Consider the following 19,840-nt stretch of genomic DNA (forward strand, 5'->3'; position numbering starts at 1 on the left):
GGCGAGATTCCGGCGCGCGTCAATGGGAGGGAAAAACCGCATATGCAGAACCGTTTCAACCGGAGCGTGGCCACACTCGTCGGCATCACGCTCGCCGGCACCGGCCTGGCCGCCGTGAACGCCGCTCCGGCGGCCGCGAGTTCGTACGACTGCCCGGCGGGCTACTTCTGCGGGTGGACCGGCGAAAGCGCCAACGGCACGATGTGGAAGACGAACAAGAGCGTCGCGGACCTGGGCAGCTGGGACAACAAGATCCGCTCGTACGTCAACCGTACGAAGTCGATCGCCTGCGTCTACGAGGACAAGAACTACGAGCCGTGGGGCGGCTACTGGGCCCAGGATCCGAACACGCCCGGCGAGTACAACGGGGATCCGGTCGCGACCACCAGCTCGATCAAGTTCGTCCGTACCAAGCGGGAGTGCAGCCAGACCGCCTACCCGCGCTGGTACTCCGAGACCTCCCCGAAGGTGCAGGGTTTCGGGGACATGAACGGCGACCGCAAGGCCGACGTGATCGCCCGGGACAAGGCCGGACGGCTCTGGCTCACGCCGGGCAACGGCACCGGCAAGCTCATCGGCACCGGCGGCTGGAACAGCATGAACGCCCTGACCCGGCACGGCGACTTCAGCCGTGACGGCCGGGAGGACGTCCTCGCCCGCGAGGCGTCCACCGGCAAGCTGTGGCTCTACCCCGGAACCGGCACCGGCTCCCTCGGCGCCCGCATGCTGCTCGGTGCGAGCGGCTGGAACGCCATGAACAAGATCACCGCCTTCGGCGACCTCACCGGCGACGGCCGCTCCGACCTGATCGCGGTCGAGAAGGCCACGGGCAAGCTGTGGCTCTACCCGGGCACCTCCACCGCCAGGCTCGGCGCCCGCAAGCTCATTGGCACGGGCGGCTGGAACAGCATGAACGCCCTCGTCGGCATCGGCGACGTGACCGGTGACAGCCGTCCCGACCTGTACGCGCGGGAGGCGTCCACCGGCAAGCTGTGGCTCTACCCGGGCACCTCCACCGCCAGGCTCGGCGCCCGCAAGCTGATCGGCTCGGGCGGCTGGAACGCCATGGCGAACCTCATCGCGGTGGGAGACTTCTCCGGCGACGGACGCCCCGACCTCGCCACGGTGACCAACGAGAAGTACGTGATCGACGGCTACCCGGGCCACCTGGGCTGGCTGGTCACCTACCGGGGCCGGGACACCGGCGGCGGCCTGCTGCCCGGCGAGCGGACCGACGGCGAGTGGTGGGGCCTGAACGGCCTCTTCTAGCCCTCAGTCGGCTGCCGCCGGCCCCCGGCGGGCTGCCGTCGGCTCAGTTCGACGACGTCGAGGACCCCGTCCCGGCCCGGGTCGCGTCCCGGCCCCAGCTGGCCAGGAGGCGCAGTGCCTCCGCGGACGGGGAGCCCGGCTCCGCGTGGTACGTGATCAGGGACTGCTCGGCGTCGTCGACGAGGCGGAACGTCTCGAAGGACAAGGACAGTTCACCCACCAGCGGGTGATGGAACCGCTTGACGCCGTGACTCTTCTCCTTCACGTCGTGGGTGGCCCACAGCTGCCGGAACTCCGCGCTCTTGACGGAGAGTTCGCCCACCAGGGCCGACAGGCGCGGGTCGTCCGGGTGGCAGCCGGCGTCCATGCGCAGAAAGGCGACGATGTCGGACGCCTTCTGGTCCCAGTCCACGAACAGGTCGCGGTACTCCGGCTTCAGGAACACCAGCCGCGCCCAGTTACGCTCCTGCGCCGGCAGCTCCGCCCAGTCGCCGAAGACGGCCGCGGCCATCCGGTTCCAGGCCAGGATGTCCGAACGACGGCCCGCGATGTACGCCGGGACGCTGTCGAACATGTCCAGCAGCTGCCGCAGCGCGCCCCGCACCGGCTGGTTGCGTGCCGCCGGCTTCTTCTTGTGCTGCTTCGGTTTGGCCAGGTGCGTGAGGTGGGCGTGCTCGGCGTCGGTCAGCCGTAGCGCCCGGGCGATCGCGTCCAGCACCTCCGCCGACACGTTCCGCCCGTTGCCCTGCTCCAGCCGCGTGTAGTACGCCACCGACACCCCGGCCAGCTGTGCCAGCTCCTCGCGGCGCAGTCCCGGGACCCTGCGGTGCCGTCCGTAGTCCGCCAGCCCCACGTCCTCCGGCTTCAGCCGGGCCCTCCGGCTGCGCAGGAACTCGCTCAGCTCGGCGCGCCGGTCCAGGCCGCCGCCGAGGTCCGGCACGGGCACGGCCGGTCCGCCGCCGGGCTCCGGCAGGGGCAGGGGCTGTTCGTCCATACGTCCAGTATTCATGGTCGTACGTACATGAACCTGTCCCCGCCAGTGGTAGGCACGGCGGACGTACGCAAAGCCGTGACCTGGGTGGATGTGCGATCCGGCGGCAGCCTGGAGGGCGTGCCCGGTCAAGAAGGCAGCCGGGCGCGATCACATCGCTAGGAGACCCCCGGCATGACCACTGTCACCGCATACGCCGCCCCCGCCGCCAAGGCTCCGCTGGAGCGGACCACGATCGAGCGGCGGGAGGTCGGTGAGTTCGATGTCCTGATCGACATCAAGTACGCCGGAATCTGTCACTCCGACATTCACCAGGCCCGTGAGGGCTGGGGCGAGGCCATCTTCCCCATGGTGCCCGGCCACGAGATCGCCGGCATCGTCGCCGAGGTCGGGCCCGGCGTCACCCGGTTCGCCGTCGGCGACCGGGTGGGCGTCGGCTGCATGGTCGACTCCTGCCGTGAGTGCGACAACTGCAAGGCCGGTCAGGAGCAGTACTGCACCGGCATCGGCATGGTCGGCACCTACAACGCGCTCGACAAGAACGGCGAGCCGACCTACGGCGGCTACTCGCAGAAGATCGTCGTCGACGAGAACTACGTCGTACGCATCCCCGAGGGCCTGTCCCTGGACGAGGCCGCGCCGCTGCTGTGCGCCGGCATCACCACGTACTCCCCGCTGAAGCACTGGAACGTCGGCCCCGGCAGGAAGGTCGCCGTCCTCGGCATGGGCGGTCTCGGCCACATGGCCGTGAAGATCGCGCACCACCTGGGCGCCGAGGTCACCGTTCTCTCCCAGTCCCTGCGCAAGCAGGAGGACGGGCTGAAGCTGGGCGCCGACCACTACTACGCCACCAGCGACCCGAAGACCTTCGAGGAGCTGGCGGGCAGCTTCGACGTGATCCTGTCGACGGTGTCGGCCCCGCTGGACTTCGGCGCCTACCTCGGACTGCTGAAGACCGACGGCGCGCTGGTGAACGTGGGCGCGCCCGAGGAGCCGATCTCGCTGAACGTCTTCCCCCTGCTCATGGGCCGCAAGACGCTCGCCGGTTCCGCGATCGGCGGCATCGCCGAGACCCAGGAGATGCTGGACTTCTGCGCCGAGCACGGCTTCGGCGCCGAGATCGAGCTGATCCGCGCGGACCAGATCAACGAGGCGTACGAGCGGGTGCTGGCGAGCGACGTCCGGTACCGGTTCGTGATCGACACCGCCACGATTTGATCGTTCACGTCGCTCGTCGGCGGCCCAGTACCCAGAGGAGGTACGGGCCGCCGACGAGCGAGGTGAGGGCGCCGCTGTGAGCCGATGACCGGCAGGTCTAGCGTGGAAGTCGGAACGTGACCGGTGGATCCGGAGCAGACCGGAGGAGGCCCCCATGACGGTCCAGCTGAACCACACCATCGTCGCCGCCCACGACAAGGAGACCTCGGCCCGCTTCCTCGCCGACCTCCTCGGCCTTGAGGTGAGCCCGCCGTACGGCCCCTTCACCCCCGTCGAGATCCCGAACGGCGTGTCCCTGGACTACATGAACACGCAGGGCGACATCACGCCCCAGCACTACGCCTTCCTGGTCTCGGAGTCCGAGTTCGACACGATCTTCGCCCGCATCCAGCAGGCAGGCCTGACCTACTGGGCGGACCCGAAGCACACCCGCCCCGGCGAGATCAACCACAGAGACGACGGCCGGGGCACGTACTTCGAGGACCCGAACGGGCACAACCTGGAGATCATCACTCGGCCTTATGGAAGTGGGGGCTGAGGCGCTCCTTCGCGCCGTACTCCGTCCAGCCCTTGCCGCAGGCGACCTCTTGACGGAGTGAGTACTCACTCCATACCGTCGTCGCATGCCCGAAACCCCCCGCCGCCGCGCCCCCGGCATGACTCCCGATCAGCGGCGGAAGATGATCGTCGCCGCTGCGCTGCCCCTCGTCGCCGAGTACGGTGCCGCCGTCACCACCGGACGGATCGCGCGGGCCGCCGGGATCGGGGAGGCCACGATCTTTCGGGTGTTCGCGGACAAGGACGAGTTGCTGGACGCCTGTGTGGCCGAGGCGGTCGGGCCCGAGCATGTGGTGCGGGAGCTGGCCTCGATCGACCTCCAACTGCCCCCGCACGAACGGCTCACCCAGGCCGCCGAGGCGATGCACGCCCACCTGGAGCGGATGGGCACCGTCATCGGCGCGTTGCACGCGTCGGGGCGCCGCCCCGGCCGCCCCTCCACCGAGCAGCCCGACCCCGGGGCCCATGAAATCGCCGGCCCCGACGCCCGCGAAGCCGCCAACCGTGCCCTGCGCGACGCCGTCGCCGAGTTGCTCGCACCCGAGCGCGACGCCCTCCGGCTTCCGCCGGAAAAGGTCGCCGCCGTCTTCCTCGGCACCCTCTTCGCCCAGCTCCGCGGCAACGCCCTCGGCGAGTTCGGGCCGACCGCCGCCGAACTCGCCGACGTCATCCTGCACGGCGTACTCGACCCCACCGACCGGTCAAGGAGCGACGACGACACATGACCATCACCCTCAACCACACCATCGTCCCGGCCCTCGACAACACGGCCGCCGCCCGCTTCTTCGCCACGGTCATGGGGCTGGACGTGCTGCCATCCGAAGGGCACGGCGGTCACTTCGCGCCCGTTCGGGTCAACGACCAGCTGACGCTGGACTTCATGACCGTGGACCGGCCGGAGGGGCATCACCTGGCCTTCGACGTCGACCCCGAGACCTTCGACGGCGTCCTCGCCCGGCTGGGCGCGCTCGGTGTGCCCTTCGGCAACGACCCCTCCGCCCCCGACAACGGCCGCGTCGATCACCCGCTGTGCGCGCGTGGGCTGTACTTCGTGGATGAGGCCGGGAATCTCTACGAGGTCATGTCGCCTCGCTGACCACCCGTCAGCCCCGATACGGCGCACCGCGCACGAAAGCCCGCCGGAAGCAGAACGTCCGGCGGGCTTTCGCTCACGGCTTCAGCGAAGCCGGCGACAGCGACACGCGATCACTTGCCGTAGTACGCGTTGTAGATCGAGATCGTCGACTTGTTGTTCTTCTTGTCGGTGATCTTCGCGTGGAACGAGATCCCCTTGCCCTTGGCCGGGTTCTTGACGGTGATCTTGCCCTTCTTGACGGTGACCTTCTTCCAGGTCTTGCCGTAGTCGTACGACACCCACACACCCAGCGACTTGAGGTTGCTGCCCTTGGCCGCGCCCTCGACGGTGACCGGGAAGGTGACCGTGCGGCCGGCCGGGGCGCGGCCGTCCAGGCCGGGCGGCGCGTTGAACCGGACGGTGGACGCCGGCAGCTTGGCCTGCTCGGTGGACGGCTTCTTGGAGCGGAACGTCCAGCTCGCGTCGATCCGCGGGGACGTCGCCGCGACCTTGACGTCCCGCTTCACCGAGGTGGTCAGCCGGTACTCGGCGTCACCGGCCGGGACTGTGAACGCCTTCTCGCCGAACAGCGGGTCGTCGTGGGAGCCGACCTTGGTGCCGTTGCGGTACAGAGTGGTGGTCACCGAGCTGAACAGCGACGAGCCCGGGTGCTTGGAGCTGTCGGCGAACAGCGGCAGATAGCCGTAGATGTCGTTGCCCTCGCGGTACAGGCCGAACTCGGAGTTCAGGGTCGGACCGAAGACCGCCTTGTTGAAGTGCCGCGTGTACGACTTGCCCGCCTTGAGCTTCAGCGGGTTGCCGAGCGTGTAGTAGGCCTCGGGAATCGGGTTCCCCTGGGCGTCCTTGCCGCCGTACTGCTCGAAGTCGAACGTCCACTCGATGCCCTGGGTCGTCGACAGGTACACCGTGCGGCTGCCGGGCAGCTTCTGCTCGACGGGCTCACCCGCGTAGAAGTCGGCGGGGAAGAAGCCGACGGGGACGAGCGCGCCGGTCTTGCCGGAGGAGGAGGCCCCGAGGTAGCCCTTCACCGTGGCGAGTTCGCTCTTGCTGAACCGCCGGACCTTGTCACCCTGGATCTTCTTGACGTTGGCGGTGGTCGCCACGTCGTACTCGGTGGCGGCGCCCTTCGTCCACTGGCCGCCCCAGGTCTGGCTGAGGCCGTTCGCGATCTCGCCGCCCAGGTGGGCCATCCGCAGATCGGCGAAGGAGCCGGCGCCGAAGCCGAAGCCGATGCCCGCGCTCTCCAGGAAGTAGGAAATCTGCGCCGACCGGGGCTTGGCCACGGCGTCCGGGACCGTGATGGTGGCGGCCTTGGTCCTACGGGCGTCGATCGTCACCGAGGTGTTCTTGGTGACGGTCAGCTGCGGCTGGACCAGCCAGTCGAGGCCGCCCTTCAGGTCGACGAAGTCCTTGGCGATCCAGGCGTCCAGCAGGTAGGTGCCCTTGGGCACGCGCATCGTGGTGGTCCCGGACGCGGCGACCGGAACCTGGTAGGCGCGGCCGTTGCCCAGGCCCGAGTAGCCGAGCAGCGCGGTGTTGTAGTCGCCCGTGCCCTTCCCGTCCCGGCCGATGTGCTTGACCGTGACGTCGTACGACTCCACCTCACGCTGCACCGCGGCGGCCGTACGGACGGACTGCCCGCCGCCGGTCGCGGTCACGTACGCGGAGTACGCGCCGTCGACGGTGCCGCCCAGCTTGGTGTTGACGGTCATGTCGACGGAGGCCCTGCCGCCCGCCGGGACGGTCACCTTCGTCGCGCCGAGCTTGAAGAAGCCCGCCGGGGCCGCCTGGCCCTTGGGGTTGGTGGCGGTGACCTTCAGGTCCAGCGTGACGTCGGTGGTGCCGAGATTGCGGTACGTCAGCTGCTTGGTGACCGGGGTGTCGTCGGTGTGCGGCCACTGCTGGACGCCGAAGCTCACCGAGACCGGGTCGGCGATCAGGGTCTGCTTGATGGCCCTGTCGACCTGGATACGGCCCGAGCCCTGCTGGAACGGCGTGTACGCGCCGCCCTTGGTGGACGCGGTCAGCGCGCCCTTGATCTCGGCGTACGTCCAGTCCGGGTGCTGCTGCTTGAGGATCGCCGCCGCGCCCGCGACATGCGGGGTCGCCATCGACGTACCCGAAATGGTCAGGTAGCCGGCCGGGTTCTCGCCGACCTCCTGGGCGATGGCGCTGCCCTTGGCGGCGGCCGCGGTGGTGTCCACGCCGGGCGCGGTGACGTCCGGCTTGATGGCGCCGTCGCCGAGGCGCGGGCCGGTGCTGGAGAAGTCGGCCAGCGTGTCCTTGTCGTCCACGGCGCCGACGGTCAGCGCGGCCTCCGCGCTGCCGGGCGAACCGATCGACTCCGGGCCGGAGTTGCCGGCCGCGATGGCGAAGAGGATGCCCTTGTCGGCGGAGAGCCGGTTGACGGCCGCCTCCAGCGGGTCGATCTCCGGGGTGTCCATGCCGCCGAGGCTGAGGTTGACGACGTCGGCGCCCTGCTCGGCCGCCCACTCCATGCCGGCCAGGATGCCGGAGTCGTCGCCGAAGCCGCTGTCGTCGAGGACCTTGCCGTTGAGGATCTCGGCGCCGGGCGCCACGCCCTTGAACTTGCCGCCGGACTTCGCGCCGGTGCCGGCCGCGATGGAGGCGACGTGCGTGCCGTGGCCCTGCTTGTCGGTGGCGTCGGCGGCGGTGGTGAAGTTCTTCGACGCCTTCACCTGGGACTTGAGGTCGGGGTGCGTGGCGTCCACGCCGGTGTCGAGGACGGCGATCTTCACGCCCTTGCCGTCGTAGCCGGCGGCCCAGGCCTTGGGGGCGCCGATCTGCGGCACGGACTTGTCGAGGGTGGCCTTGCGGACACCGTCGAGCCAGACGTGCGCGATGCCGGAGACGGTCTTGTCGCCGTTGGTGACCGCGTCCCACAGCTCGGCCGTGTCCTTGGGCGCGGTCTGCACGGCGTCCGCGTTCAGCGTCTTCAGGCTGCGGCGCAGGGTGCCCGCGTCGCGGACGTCGGCCTTGGCGGCGGTGGCGGCGCCCTGGTAGCCGACGATGACCTTCAGGCCGTTCTTCTGGGCCTTGCGGGTCGCAGGCTTGTTCAGCTCGGTGATGTCGAACAGCCGCTGGTCCAGCTTGCCGGTGGCGACCAGACGGGCCGCGTCGGCGGGTATCACGAGCGTGCGGCCCTGGGCCTTACGGATCTGTACCGGTATGTGCTCGCGGCCCTCGGCTCGGTCGACGCCGACGACCCGGCCCTTGGCGTCCACGGAGACCCGGTCGCCGGTGATCAGGGTGATGCGGTGGTGAGACGTGAGCTTCGCAGGGCCGTTCGGGCTCTGTTCCGGCTTCGCGCTCGCCGGGCTGGTCAGTCCCGCGGCGAGGGCGACGGCGGCCGCGGTGGCAACCGCGGCGGCGCCGGCTCTCTTCACTTGTTTGCGCAAAACTCCCCCTGGAGTTGAGGAACCGGGCGAATTCCCCGTTCACCCGGCCGGGGGTGGTTCTGCACAGATGTCCGTGCACCCCCCGGAATCATGCAGTATGCCGGGGGGTGATCAGCGACCTCAATAGATCGGTCCGTCACGAGTTGGCCGGAAGGACGACATCTCCGTGAACAGGAGTTGGCCAAGAGGGCGCGCAGCCCTATGAGTTGGCGTTCTCCTTCACCGTGATCCGCCCCTTGCGGATCGTCGCCACCCGCGGGGCCTTCTTCGCGATGGCGGAGTCGTGGGTGACCATGACGAAGGTCAACCCCAGCTCCTTCCAGGTGCGTTCGAGAACGTCCATGATCTCGTCGCGCATCGACTCGTCGAGGTTTCCGGTGGGTTCGTCGGCCAGCAGCACCTTCGGCTGCTTCACCAGCGCCCGCGCGATGGCGACCCGCTGCTGCTGGCCGCCGGACATCTCCCCGGGCAGATGCCCGAGCCGCTCAGCGAGCCCGACCGACCGCAGCGCCTCGGCGGCCCGTTCACGCCGTTCCTTGTTTTTGACTCCGAGGGGTACGAGGGCGGTCTCGACGTTCTCCTGGGCGGTGAGCGTCGGGATGAGGTTGAAGCTCTGGAAGACGAAGCCGATGTTCTCGCTGCGCACCCGGGTGAGCCGGGCCTCGGGCAGCCGGGCCAGGTCGGTTCCGTCGAGGACGACCTCACCGGAGGTGGGCCGGTCGAGTCCGCCGAGCATCTGCAGCAGCGTCGACTTGCCGCCGCCGGTGGGGCCCTGGATGACCAGCCGGTCGCCGTCGGCGATGGTGAGATCGACGCCGTCCAGCGCGTGCACGGTGTCCTTGCCTCGGCTGTAGTGCTTGGTGACGCCTCTGAGTTGGTACATGGTGGTGCAACTCCTGGGATGCGGGATGCGTTGGGGGTGTTGACCGTTGCGCCGGAGCGCCGGAGCGCGACTCGCCTGACTACTCCACGCGCCGCAACGCATCCGCCGGCCGCAGGCGCGACGCCCGCCACCCGCCGAACGCGCCCGCGACGAGCCCACCGGTCACGGCCAGGGCGACCGCGAGGGCGATGGTCGTCACGCTGACGGGGGCCGTGAGGGCGACGTCGAGGGTGCGGGCCGCCGCCTGCCGGCCGGGACCGCCGCCGAATCCGCCGCCACCGGGACCGGTCGTCCCGCCACCGCCGCCGAGTTCGGCCTGCAGAGTCGGGCTGATCGCGGTGACGACGTACGCCCCCGCCAGCCCCAGCGCGATCCCGAGCGCACCGCCGACCAGCCCGTTGACGACGGCCTCCCCGACCACCTGCCGGGTCACCCGCCCCGACCGCCAGCCCAGCGCCTTCAGCGTGCCGAACTCCCGCACCCGCCGGGACACCGCGGAGGACGTGAGCAGCCCGGCGACCAGGAACGCCGCCGCCAGCACCACGATCGACAGCCACTTGCCGACGCTGGTGGCGAGGTCGGAGGCGGTGGACAGGGAGCCGGAGACGGTGTCCGCGAGGTCGGCGGAGGTCGTCACGGTCGTACCGGAGATGTTCTTCTGGATCTCCGACTTGACGGCGTCGATCTGCTGCGAGTCGGTCGCCTGGACATAGATCGTGGTGACCTTGTCCGCCGAGTCGCTGAGGGTCTGCGCCTGCTTGAGCGGGATGTAGAGGTTGGCCGCGGCGTCCCCGCTCTCCGGGGTGGCGATGCCGATGACCTCGTACTCGACGCCCTTGACGGTGACCGTGTCACCGACGGCCAGCTCCTTCTCCTTGGCGTAGGAGGCGTCGGCGACGACCACCTTCGCGTCGGTCTCGGAGGACGTGAAGGTACGGCCGCTGGTGATCTTCGAGGAGGTCAGCGGGCCGAGTTCGGGCTCGGTGACGTCGGTGCCGAAGACGGAGTAGCTGTTGACGTCGAAGTCCGCGCCGCCGCCCTGGACCCGGCCCTCGCCCGGCTGAACGGACGGCTGGTCGCCGCCGGCGCCACCGCCGCCCTGCTGGAACTGGCCGCGGGTGAACTGGCCGCTGACCTTGACGACCTGCAGGCTCAGACCGCCGACCGCGTTCGAGACGCCGTCCTGCGAGCCGACCTTCGCCACCGTCGAGCTCGCCAGGGTCTCGAAGCCCTGGACCATCACCCGGTCGCTGCTCTGCTCCTCGTCGGAGCCGCCGTCCTGCGCGTCGAACCGGAACCTCGGCCGCTGCGCCTGCCCCTCCTCCTGGGGATCGGCGGCCTTGGTGACGGTCATGTCGGTGCCGAGGCCGTACAGCGATTGCAGGACCTTGTCCTGGGCCTGCCCCATGCCGGAGGCCACGGAGTTGACGACGATGACCAGCGCGATGCCAAGCGCGAGGCCGGAGGCGACGACGAGGGCCGCCTTTCTGCGGCGGCGCAGTTCGCGCCTCAGGTAGGTGAAGAACATGCGCCGCAAGCTAGGGACGCACCGTGATGACGGGATAAGGCTGGAATAAGAGGCGGATGAGAAGGAGTCAGGAAGCGCGAAGGAGCACGAAGGCCGCCCTGGGTCGGGCGGCCTTCGTATTGAGCCTGTGTCAGAGGGCGTGCGTCAGAGGGCGTGCGTCAGACCGCGGACCCGGCCTTCCACTGCTCCCAGCTCATGTTCCAGCCGTTGAGTCCGTTGTCCGGCGCGACCGTCTTGTCGCCGGTGTTCTGGACGACCACGACGTCACCGATCATCGAGTTGTTGTAGAACCACGCACCCTCGGTCTTGGGGTCGTTGGCACCCTTGGTGTCGTTCAGACCGACGCAGCCGTGGCTGGTGTTGACGTTGCCGAAGATGGAGTCGGCGCCCCAGTAGTTGCCGTGGATGAAGGTGCCGGACGTGGTCAGGCGCATGGCGTGGGGGACGTCCTTGATGTCGTACTCGCCCTCGCCGTCGTCGTCGGTGAAGCCGACCGTCGCGCCGTTCATCCGGGTCTCCTTGAACTTCTCGGAGATCACCATCTGGCCCTCGTACGTCTTGTTCTCGGGCGAGCCGGCGGAGATCGGGATGGTCTTGACGACCTTGCCGTCCTGCGTGACCTTCATCTGCTTGGTCTGCGCGTCGACGTAGGAGACCTGGTTGCGGCCGATGGTGAAGGAGACCGTCTTCTGCTGGACGCCGTACACACCCGCGGCGCCCTCGACGCCGTCGAGCGCCAGCTTCAGCGTGACGGTGGAGCCTTCCTTCCAGTAGTCCTCGGGCCGGAAGTCGAGCCGGTTGGCGTTGAACCAGTGGCCGACGACCTCCTGGCCGCTGCTGGAGGTGACGGTGATGCCCTTCTGGACGTCGACCTTGTTGGTGATCGCCTTGTCGAAGTTGATCGAGACCGGCATGCCGACGCCGACGGTGGTGCCGTTGTCCGGCGTGAAGGTGCCTATGAAGCTGTTCTTCGGGGAGACCGTGGTGAAGGACGCGTTCTCGTGGGCCTCCAGGCCCTTGGCGTCCTTCGCGGTCACCGCGACCTTGTAGCGCGTGGAGCGCTCCAGCTGGACGCTGGGCTTCCAGCTGGTCTTGTCGGCCGAGATCTCGCCCTCGACGGCCGTGCCGTCGGCCGTCGTCATCGTCACCTCGGTGAGCGTGCCCTTGCTCACGGTCACGGCGGCGGAGTTGTTGATGGAGGCGTTGGTCGAGCCGTCCTTGGGGGTGATCTCGATCTGGGCCTCGGAGGTCTTCTGCGCCGCCGCCTCGTCCACCTTGGCCTGCGAGGTGTCGTTGCCGCCGTCGCTGCCGGAGGCCTCCTCGCCACTGGAGCACGCCGAGAGCACCAGTACGCCGCCGAGCAGTGCGGTCGCGGCCCGGAGGCCCCTGCGCCGCTTACTGTTCGTCATCACACGCTTCTCCATCGTTGCCAATTCCCCAGATCCCCAAGAGTCCCCGTCAAGACTTTCAACGCTACGACCGGTTCCTCCCGTTCCACATTCCCTCGATGTGTGGGGCTCACCACGTCCCCCGGGGACGGTGGCAGGTGGTGCGAGTGCGGTCCGTGCGCCCCCTGAGACGACAAAACCCCGGACGGCGGTTGCCGCCCGAGGTCACGTTTTCCCCAAGCCGCGTCAGCCGACCCGCTCTTCGTCTTCGTCGTCGTCCACATCATCGTCGTCGAGGTCCCAGTCCGGCGAGTCAGGGTCGTAGTCCACCTGCTCGCTGCTCCAGGAGGCCTGCTGGAGTTCGACCCCGGGCACCTCGCTGACCAGGTCGAACGGATCCACGAGATACGCCAGTGCCTCCGCGGTGTCTTCCGTCACAGCGCTCTCGGCGTGGGCCCGCTCCTCGGCCTGCATGTCGACGTCCTCGGAGATCCGCCGCTGTGCCGCCCGGGTCACGGCCTCCGGGTCGTCGACCTGGAGGACGAGTTCCACCCGAAGCCGTACAAAACCTGATGTCTCTGGAGTGCTCATGATCGGAGGGTACGGCCAGGGGCCCCCGCGACTTTCCCACGACCCGCGGCTTTCACTAGCATCGCCCCACACGGCCAATTCGCCAGCGTCACAAGGGGATCGATATTCCGTGTCATCCGCTCGCCGTCCGTTGCTGACCGCCACCGCCGCGGGCACCCTGCTGGGGGCCCTGTGGTTCGTCCCCTCCGCGAACGCGACGGGGGACGGCCCGGCCAGAGAGCAGTCCACGGTGACGCCGACGACTCAGGCCAGGCCCCTGACCACGGACACGGCCGGCTCGACGACCGACGGGCCCCGGCTCGCCGACACCGGCAGCTTCAACAGCACCCCGTACGTCGTCGGCGGCACGCTGTTCTTGACCCTCGGCGCCGGTTTTGTGGTGTATTCGGTGCGCCGAGAGCGCCTTGGGTTCTGAAAAGGTTGGGAAAACTTGACTTGACGTGTCCTTGACCGGAGCCTCATAGTCCGCTCATGAAGAGATCATCGAGGGCGCGCATGGGCGCCGCGGTCGCCGTGAGCGCGTTGTCGCTCGCCCTCATCACCGGTTGTGGCGGGGAGTCGGACGGTTCCAGCGACTCCAAGAACGACTCCAAGAACACGGAGTCCTCCTCCTCGCCCACTCAGGCCGCCGCCAAGGCGCTCAGCGCGGCCGAGTTGGAAAAGCTGCTCCTCGCGGAGGGCGAGGTCAAGGGCTACAAGGTCACCTCGGGGGACGACACCCTCCCGAAGTCCAAGACCGAGGTGAAGACCGACAAGGCGGAGTGCGACCCGCTCGCCTGGGCCACCGCCGCTCTCGCCCCGGGTGACACGGACGCGAACGCCAGCAACACCGTCGCGGAGGACAAGGCGTCGACCGCCACCGCGCAGCCCGAGGACATCGCGGACGCCTTCAACGTCAACATGACGTTCGTCGGCCTCTCCTCGTACGAAGGTGACGGCGCCGAGCAGGCCATGAAGGCCGTGTCCGACGGCGTCTCGGCCTGCTCCGGCGGGTACGGACTCGCCACCGGGGGCGAGGACTCGAAGGTCACCAAGGTCGCCGCGGTGCAGGGCTCCGGGCTGGGTGACGAGTCCGTGGCGTTCGCCGAGGACGTCGACATGGACGGCGAGGGCAAGGCCACCTTCCACACCGAGGTGGTGCGCAAGGGCAGCACCATCGCCACGTTCTACACCGTGAACTTCGCCGCGCTCGGTACCGGCGAGACGGCCGAGATCCCGGCGGCCGTGGTCAAGGCGCAGGTCGCCAAGCTCAAGTAGTCCCCGGGGCCCTGCCGGTCGTACGGCAGGGCCCCTCAACCGTCCTCGATCGTCCTACTGGAGCGGTCCGGTGACCGTCTCCACCGCCGCCAGCAGCCGCCCGTCCCGCACGAACGCGTCGGCGGCCTCCAGGTCCGGGGCGAGGAAACGATCCGGCCCGGGACCGGCCACCCCGGCGGCCCGTACGGCGTCGATGACGGCCTGCGTGGCAGGGGCCGGGGTCAGCCCCTCGCGCAGCTCGACGGCGCGCGTGGCGGCGTACATCTCGATGGCGACGACCCGCGTGAGGTTGCCCACGGCCGTGCGCAGCTTGCGCGCCGCCGACCAGCCCATCGACACATGGTCCTCCTGCATCGCGGAGGACGGGATCGAGTCCGCGGACGCCGGTACGGCGAGCCGCTTCATCTCGCTCACCAGCGCGGCCTGCGTGTACTGGGCGATCATCAGCCCGCTGTCCACCCCGGCGTCGTCGGCGAGGAACGGCGGCAGCCCGTGGCTGCGGTTCTTGTCCAGCAGCCGGTCGGTGCGCCGCTCGGCGATGGACGCGAGGTCGGCGGCGGCGATGGCGAGGAAGTCGAGCACATAGGCGACCGGGGCGCCATGGAAGTTGCCGTTGGACTCGACGCGGCCGTCGGGCAGGACGACCGGGTTGTCGACGGCGGAGGCGAGTTCGCGGTCGGCGACGAGGCGGGCGTGCGCGATCGTGTCCCGTCCGGCGCCTGCCACCTGCGGGGCGCAGCGCACGGAGTAGGCGTCCTGGACGCGGGGCGCGTCGTCCTGGTGATGCCCCGTCAGACCCGACCCCTTCAGTACGGCCAGCATGTTGGCGGCGCTGGCGGCCTGGCCGGGGTGCGGGCGGATGGCGTGCAGCTCGGGGGCGAGGACCTTGTCGGTGCCGAGGAGGGCTTCCAGGGACAGGGCCGCGGTGACGTCGGCGGACTTGTAGAGGGTGTCGAGGTCGGCGAGCGCCATGAGCAGCATGCCGAGCATGCCGTCGGTGCCGTTGAGCAGGGCGAGGCCCTCCTTCTCGCGCAGCTCGACGGGCTCGATGCCGTGCGCGGCGAGCAGTTCGGCGGCGGGGCGGACGACTCCGTCCGGACCCTCGGCGTCCCCTTCGCCCATCAGGGTGAGGGCGCAGTGGGACAGCGGCGCGAGGTCGCCGGAGCAGCCGAGGGAGCCGTACTCGTGCACGACGGGGGTGATCCCGGCGTTCAGTACGTCGGCCATGGTCTGCGCGACTTCGGGGCGTACGCCGGTGTGCCCGGAGCAGACGGTCTTCAGCCGCAGGAACATCAGCGCCCGTACGACCTCCCGCTCGACCTTGGGTCCCATGCCGGCGGCGTGCGAGCGGACGATGTTGCGCTGGAGCTGGGTGCGCAGTTCCTGGCCGATGTGCCGGGTCGCGAGGGCGCCGAAGCCGGTGGAGACGCCGTAGACCGGGTCGGGCTTGGCCGCCAGGGCGTCCACGATCTCGCGGGCCGCGGTGAGGGCGGCCACCGCCTCGCCGGAGAGCTCGACCCGGGCGCCGGCGCGCGCCACGGCGAGGACGTCGGACGCGGTGACACCGGACGTCCCTACCACCACAGTGTGCATATCCATATTCAGGAGCGTACGCAGTGAATTCGAGGATGTCACGGGTGGGGGTGGGACGTGGCCCTTACCGGGTGGGGTTGGTGTCGCGAATTCCGGGGGGGGGTATTGCTTGGGGCTGGGCGGGGCGGAGGGGGTGGGGCGGAAGCGGGGGGGCGGAAGCGGGGGGGCGGCGGCGCGGGGAGGCTCGGCGGCGCGGAAGGGGACTGGGCGGCGCGGGAAGCTCGGCGGCGCGGAAGGGGACTGGGCGGCGCGGGAAGCTCGGCGGCGCGGAAGGGGACTGGGCGGCGCGGGGGGATCTGGGACGCGCGGAATGCGCGACGGGGCGAAGGGGACTGGGCGGAGGGGGCTCGGCGGCGCGGGGGGATCTGGGCGGCGTTGGAGGATCTGGGCGGCGCGGAGAGGGCTGAGCTGCCCGAAGAGGGCTGGGCGGCGCGGAAGGGGGCTGGGCGGAGGGGGGCCCTGCGGCGCGAAGAAGTGCTCGACGGTGCGAAGAGAACTCGGCGGCGCAAAGGGAGGGCCCGACAGCGCGAAGGGACCTGGCGGCGCGGGGAGGCGCGACGGCGGGAAGGACACTGGGCCGCAGGAGAGGACTGGGCGGCCCGGAGGAAGCTCGGCGGGCGGACACGGGCCGCGTGCACTTCGCCCGGCGGGCGGACACGGGCCGCATGCACTTCGCCCGGCGGCGGGTGCCGATTGCGGGCTCTTCGGTCAGCGGCGGCCGCGGAAGCTGCGGCGTTCGGGGGTGGGGCCCTCCGGGGGTGCGTCGGCGAGGCGTACGACGGGGTCGTCGGGGCCCTCGCGGCCGGCCACGACCGCCTTGGCGGCACGGATGCCCTTGGCCTGGTACTGGGCGGCGTCCGCGAGCCGGAAGAGGCGGCGGGCGGAGCGGACCGGCCCGATCGGGTGCTCGGTGGACGCGACGCCGCAGGCGACACCGTCGCCGAGTTCCAGCTCGGCCGCGCGGCGGCACAGTTCGTCGGCGACTTTGACGACGTCGTCGGCGGGCGGACCGACGGCGAGCAGGCAGAACTCGTCGCCGCCGAGGCGGGCGGCGAGGGCGCCGGGCAGCATGGCGCCGCACAGGGAGAGCACGGAGCCGAACCGTTCGAGCAGCCGGTCGCCGAAGGCGTGCCCTCGGGTGTCGTTGACGCGCTTGAGCCCGTTGATGTCGCAGACGACCAGGCTGACCACGACGCCGTCCCTGCGATGCCGCTCGATGGCCTCGTCCAGGTGCATGTCCACGGCGCGGCGGTTGGCGAGGCCGGTGAGGGAGTCGGTGAAGGCGAGCCGGCGGGCCTCCTCCAGCCGCTCGGTCTGCGCGATCCCGGCGGCGACGACGGCGGCCAGGACGGTGGCGAAGTCGGCGTCGGCGCGGTCGAAGACGGGGACGCCGAGGGGCCGGGCGACGTACAGCTCGCCCCAGGCGCGGCCGTGCAGGACGACGGGGGCGACGACGCAGCACCCGCGTCCCCTGCGCCGCAGGGCGGCGACCCGCTGATGACAGAAACCGGCGCGCCTGGTGGTGGGCCCGTCGGCGGTCTCCACCCAGGCGTCGGGCTCGCCGCCGCCGGCCCACTGCTCGTGCAGGAACTCGGTGATCTCGGCGAACTGGTGGACCGGGTAGGCCTCGTCCTGCGGGAACTCCTCCTCGTCGTCCGCCCGCTCGCCCACATTGACCAGCACCCGCAGCCGCCCGAGGTCCCGCTCCCACACCGACAGCGCGGCAAAGCTCCCGTCCAACGCCCGACACGCCCCGAGCGCGGCGGCCCGCCACGCCTCACGCACCGACTGCGCCGCAGCCATCCCCTGCGCCAACGCCACCACAGCCGCAAGCCGGCTCTCCTCACCCATCACTCCAGGCTAGGGAGGTTTGGGGGGAATGGGGATGTTTCGGGGGCGGTGGGGTGAGACGACGTACGCCATCGACAACCTCGTCCCCCGCCACTGCGACGCGGGCCGGGCTGTGCCGTGGCGGGCAGCGGGGCGGAGTTCGTCATACCGCAGGCTGTCATGCCGCTGGGGCGGTACGGACGGGCGCGGGCGGCGCCTCTCGGCGCCGGATCACGCGACCAACGCCCGGCCCACCGCGACACCGGATGCCTGCAAAAACGCGCGCCTGTGCGCGACCCCCGACGGCACGCGTGGGCGCGAGCCGCGCCCCGTCGACGCCGGGTTGCGCGGCCAAGCCTCGGTCAGCGCGACGCCGGGTGCCTGGGACACCGGGCGCCTGGAAAGCCGCGCGCCCCGTTCACTCCCCCGGCCACCGCGGCTTCCGCTTCTCGTTGAAGGCCGCGACCCCCTCCGCCCGGTCCCGCGAGAACGCCACCGAGCGCCACGCCGCGTCCTCCACCTCCAGGCCCGCCCGCAGGTCCAGCCCGTGCCCCAGCCGCAGCGCCCGCTTCGCCGCCCGCAGGCCGACCGGCGAGTTCGCGGCGATACGGGACGCCAGCGCCAGCGCCTCCTCCCGGTCCCGGCCCTCCTCCACCAGCACGTCCACCAGCCCCAGCTCCCGCGCCTCGGCCGCCGCCACCCGCCGCGCCGTGAAAATCAGCTCGGCCGCCCGGGCCGCCCCCACCCGCCGGGGCAGCAACTGCGTACCGCCGCCCCCCGGAATCACGCCCACCGACACCTCCGGCAGCCCCACCACCGCCGTACCGTCCGCCACGATCACGTCACACGACAGCGCCAGCTCGAAACCGCCCCCCAGCGCGAACCCGTGCACCGCCGCCACCGTCGGCACCGGCAGCTCCAGTACGCCGGTGTACGCCCCCCGCGCCACCGGCCGCTGCCGTACCAGCTCGGCGTCACTGAACGAGTTGCGCTCCTTCAGGTCGGCCCCCACGCAGAACGCCCGCTCATGCGTCGACGTCAGCACGACCACCCGTACGTCCCGGTCCGCCCCCAGCGCCGCGCACGCCCCGGCGATCGACCTGGCCATCTCCGTCGACACGGCGTTCATGGCCTTGGGCCGGTCGAGTGCCAGCTCCGCGACATGCCCGTCCTCGTGCCGCCGCACCAGCACGAACTCCCCGAACCGCTCCTCGCTCACGACACCCTCCCGGTTAACGCGGGTTAACAACACTCGCCCCGATCATTCCAGCCCCGCCCCTCCGGGGGAAGGCCGAGCCCCCGCGCGTCCCGGGTTCCCGACTCACCCCCCGACACCCCGTTCGAGTGACATCAGGCCCGACTCCCTCTCCCTGCCCCGGGGGAGCGCATAGCGTGCGCACCGCTACGGCGCACCGGGGGGCGCGAGCGCATCGGGGAGGAACCGCCATGAGGACCGACACGTCGACGAACATCCGGACGAGGAACGGCCGGAGCAACGGCACGGGACACGACGGCACGAGCGAACGCGGGGCAGCGCCTTCGGGCGCGAACGGCCGCGTCGACGGCGCCACTCCGGCGCCGGGCCGTACGCCTCAGGCCACGACGGCGGGACGTACACCCCAGGGCACGGCAGCCACCACCAACCACCCCGACACCGCCGCCCCCACCGGCCGCGGCCGCCACCGTCGCCCCCGCCCCCGCAAGGCCCTCCTCACCGCCGGCGGCCTCGCTCTCGCCGCCGGTGTGCTGAGCCTCGTACGCCTGGCGTCGCCCGACTCCGGAAACGGCAGTGCCGGAGCCACGGCGGCGGGACCCAGCCCCGATGCGGCAGTCGACAGCGAGCACGCGCAGGCGACCAACACCTCCGCCACCGCCCCCGCCGCGGGCGCCTCCGTACCCGCCCCGTTGGGCAGGCCGAGCGCGTTCCCCACGCACGGAACGACGCACACCATCCCCGTCCCGTCGTCCTCGAATGCCGTCGCACAGCCCTACGCCCCACCCCCGCCCTCCGGCAAGGCCACGACCGTCCCGGATGCCCCGGACGCGAGCACCACTCCCGGCAGCACCAGCCGCCCCGCCCCACCCCAGGGCCCGCCCACGACCAGCCCCACCCCGCCACCCAACCCCGGAACCCCCACCACCCCACCCGACGACCCCGGCCTCTGCCTGCCGGTCATCGACCTGTGCCTGGGCCCTCTGGGCCGGCGCTGAGGCGCACC

17 protein-coding genes are annotated in these 19,840 nt (G+C 70.8%); 8 read left to right on the forward strand and 9 right to left on the reverse strand.

What is annotated here, in order from left to right; translation table 11 throughout:
* Positions 1-42 precede the first annotated feature (42 nt).
* On the forward strand, positions 43-1,269 hold the full coding sequence (locus tag HJD23_RS14675) for an FG-GAP-like repeat-containing protein (RefSeq protein ID WP_171109937.1): 1,227 nt from the start codon (positions 43-45) through the stop codon (positions 1,267-1,269).
* Between the two features lie 43 nt (positions 1,270-1,312).
* Here the strand turns inward: HJD23_RS14675 and HJD23_RS14680 are convergent, their stop codons facing one another.
* Positions 1,313-2,263, reverse strand: coding sequence for a helix-turn-helix transcriptional regulator (locus tag HJD23_RS14680; RefSeq protein WP_171109936.1), 951 nt, complete (start codon positions 2,261-2,263; stop codon positions 1,313-1,315).
* 171 nt (positions 2,264-2,434) lie between these two features.
* Between HJD23_RS14680 and HJD23_RS14685 the strand changes: the two genes are divergently transcribed.
* The 4 genes from HJD23_RS14685 to HJD23_RS14700 all read left to right on the forward strand — a co-directional run bounded on the left by HJD23_RS14685 (position 2,435) and on the right by HJD23_RS14700 (position 5,132).
* Entirely contained in the window at positions 2,435-3,478 is a 1,044-nt protein-coding gene (locus HJD23_RS14685) for an NAD(P)-dependent alcohol dehydrogenase (protein ID WP_171109935.1), read from the forward strand.
* A 154-nt stretch (positions 3,479-3,632) separates the two neighbouring features.
* Positions 3,633-4,016 carry a VOC family protein gene (locus tag HJD23_RS14690; RefSeq protein WP_171109934.1) on the forward strand — a complete coding sequence of 128 codons (384 nt, stop codon included), beginning with the start codon at positions 3,633-3,635 and terminating at the stop codon, positions 4,014-4,016.
* Positions 4,017-4,101: 85 nt separating this feature from the next.
* Positions 4,102-4,761 carry a TetR/AcrR family transcriptional regulator gene (locus tag HJD23_RS14695; RefSeq protein WP_232107927.1) on the forward strand — a complete coding sequence of 220 codons (660 nt, stop codon included), beginning with the start codon at positions 4,102-4,104 and terminating at the stop codon, positions 4,759-4,761.
* The gene (locus HJD23_RS14700) at positions 4,758-5,132 is read left to right on the forward strand and encodes a VOC family protein (RefSeq protein WP_171109933.1); all 375 of its coding nucleotides are present in this window, start codon (positions 4,758-4,760) and stop codon (positions 5,130-5,132) included. The genes HJD23_RS14695 and HJD23_RS14700 overlap by 4 nt, the downstream gene beginning before the upstream one ends.
* A 110-nt stretch (positions 5,133-5,242) precedes the next feature.
* On the opposite strand, the gene HJD23_RS14705 is transcribed toward HJD23_RS14700, so the two are convergent.
* The 5 genes from HJD23_RS14705 to HJD23_RS14725 all read right to left on the reverse strand — a co-directional run bounded on the left by HJD23_RS14705 (position 5,243) and on the right by HJD23_RS14725 (position 12,941).
* Positions 5,243-8,539, reverse strand: a complete 3,297-nt coding sequence (locus tag HJD23_RS14705) for a S8 family peptidase (RefSeq protein ID WP_240980709.1) — start codon at positions 8,537-8,539, stop codon at positions 5,243-5,245.
* Positions 8,540-8,750: 211 nt separating this feature from the next.
* Positions 8,751-9,434, reverse strand: a complete 684-nt coding sequence (locus HJD23_RS14710; RefSeq protein WP_171109931.1) for an ABC transporter ATP-binding protein — start codon at positions 9,432-9,434, stop codon at positions 8,751-8,753.
* Between the two features lie 79 nt (positions 9,435-9,513).
* A complete protein-coding gene (locus HJD23_RS14715; protein ID WP_171109930.1) occupies positions 9,514-10,962 on the reverse strand; it encodes an ABC transporter permease in 1,449 nt (482 codons plus the stop codon).
* 158 nt (positions 10,963-11,120) lie between these two features.
* Positions 11,121-12,371 (reverse strand): Ig-like domain-containing protein, encoded by a 1,251-nt coding sequence (locus tag HJD23_RS14720; protein WP_232107928.1) that lies wholly within the window; start codon positions 12,369-12,371, stop codon positions 11,121-11,123.
* A gap of 225 nt (positions 12,372-12,596) precedes the next feature.
* Entirely contained in the window at positions 12,597-12,941 is a 345-nt protein-coding gene (locus HJD23_RS14725; RefSeq protein WP_171109928.1) for a hypothetical protein, read from the reverse strand.
* 109 nt (positions 12,942-13,050) lie between these two features.
* Here HJD23_RS14725 and HJD23_RS14730 point away from each other — a divergent pair, with 109 nt between their 5' ends.
* Both HJD23_RS14730 and HJD23_RS14735 read left to right on the forward strand, forming a co-directional pair.
* Positions 13,051-13,356 (forward strand): LPXTG cell wall anchor domain-containing protein, encoded by a 306-nt coding sequence (locus tag HJD23_RS14730; RefSeq protein ID WP_171109927.1) that lies wholly within the window; start codon positions 13,051-13,053, stop codon positions 13,354-13,356.
* A gap of 56 nt (positions 13,357-13,412) precedes the next feature.
* Entirely contained in the window at positions 13,413-14,198 is a 786-nt protein-coding gene (locus HJD23_RS14735) for a hypothetical protein (RefSeq protein ID WP_171109926.1), read from the forward strand.
* A 54-nt stretch (positions 14,199-14,252) separates the two neighbouring features.
* Here HJD23_RS14735 and hutH read toward each other — a convergent pair whose 3' ends face one another.
* The 3 genes from hutH to HJD23_RS14750 form a co-directional block, all read right to left on the reverse strand.
* Positions 14,253-15,791, reverse strand: a complete 1,539-nt coding sequence (hutH, locus tag HJD23_RS14740; RefSeq protein ID WP_171111644.1) for a histidine ammonia-lyase — start codon at positions 15,789-15,791, stop codon at positions 14,253-14,255.
* 708 nt (positions 15,792-16,499) lie between these two features.
* Positions 16,500-17,642, reverse strand: coding sequence for a GGDEF domain-containing protein (locus HJD23_RS14745; RefSeq protein WP_171118369.1), 1,143 nt, complete (start codon positions 17,640-17,642; stop codon positions 16,500-16,502).
* Positions 17,643-18,039: 397 nt separating this feature from the next.
* Complete coding sequence (locus HJD23_RS14750) at positions 18,040-18,840, reverse strand: enoyl-CoA hydratase-related protein (protein WP_171118370.1); 801 nt, start codon at positions 18,838-18,840, stop codon at positions 18,040-18,042.
* A 227-nt stretch (positions 18,841-19,067) separates the two neighbouring features.
* Between HJD23_RS14750 and HJD23_RS14755 the strand changes: the two genes are divergently transcribed.
* A complete protein-coding gene (locus tag HJD23_RS14755) occupies positions 19,068-19,832 on the forward strand; it encodes a hypothetical protein (protein WP_171118372.1) in 765 nt (254 codons plus the stop codon).
* Positions 19,833-19,840: the final 8 nt, after the last annotated feature.

This window comes from Streptomyces sp. Z423-1 (genome assembly GCF_013009255.1).
GTDB classification, from domain to species: Bacteria; Actinomycetota; Actinomycetes; order Streptomycetales; family Streptomycetaceae; genus Streptomyces; species Streptomyces gossypiisoli.

Coding starts and splice junctions, on each gene's coding strand:
- HJD23_RS14715 (WP_171109930.1), bottom strand. CDS start 10,962: ATGTTCTTCACCTACCTGAGGCGCGAACTGCGCCGCCGCAGAAAGGCG.
- HJD23_RS14675 (WP_171109937.1), top strand. CDS start 43: ATGCAGAACCGTTTCAACCGGAGCGTGGCCACACTCGTCGGCATCACG.
- HJD23_RS14755 (WP_171118372.1), top strand. CDS start 19,068: ATGAGGACCGACACGTCGACGAACATCCGGACGAGGAACGGCCGGAGC.
- hutH (WP_171111644.1), bottom strand. CDS start 15,791: ATGCACACTGTGGTGGTAGGGACGTCCGGTGTCACCGCGTCCGACGTC.
- HJD23_RS14700 (WP_171109933.1), top strand. CDS start 4,758: ATGACCATCACCCTCAACCACACCATCGTCCCGGCCCTCGACAACACG.
- HJD23_RS14745 (WP_171118369.1), bottom strand. CDS start 17,642: ATGGGTGAGGAGAGCCGGCTTGCGGCTGTGGTGGCGTTGGCGCAGGGG.
- HJD23_RS14725 (WP_171109928.1), bottom strand. CDS start 12,941: ATGAGCACTCCAGAGACATCAGGTTTTGTACGGCTTCGGGTGGAACTC.
- HJD23_RS14710 (WP_171109931.1), bottom strand. CDS start 9,434: ATGTACCAACTCAGAGGCGTCACCAAGCACTACAGCCGAGGCAAGGAC.
- HJD23_RS14695 (WP_232107927.1), top strand. CDS start 4,102: ATGCCCGAAACCCCCCGCCGCCGCGCCCCCGGCATGACTCCCGATCAG.
- HJD23_RS14735 (WP_171109926.1), top strand. CDS start 13,413: ATGAAGAGATCATCGAGGGCGCGCATGGGCGCCGCGGTCGCCGTGAGC.
- HJD23_RS14720 (WP_232107928.1), bottom strand. CDS start 12,371: ATGACGAACAGTAAGCGGCGCAGGGGCCTCCGGGCCGCGACCGCACTG.
- HJD23_RS14685 (WP_171109935.1), top strand. CDS start 2,435: ATGACCACTGTCACCGCATACGCCGCCCCCGCCGCCAAGGCTCCGCTG.
- HJD23_RS14690 (WP_171109934.1), top strand. CDS start 3,633: ATGACGGTCCAGCTGAACCACACCATCGTCGCCGCCCACGACAAGGAG.
- HJD23_RS14680 (WP_171109936.1), bottom strand. CDS start 2,263: ATGGACGAACAGCCCCTGCCCCTGCCGGAGCCCGGCGGCGGACCGGCC.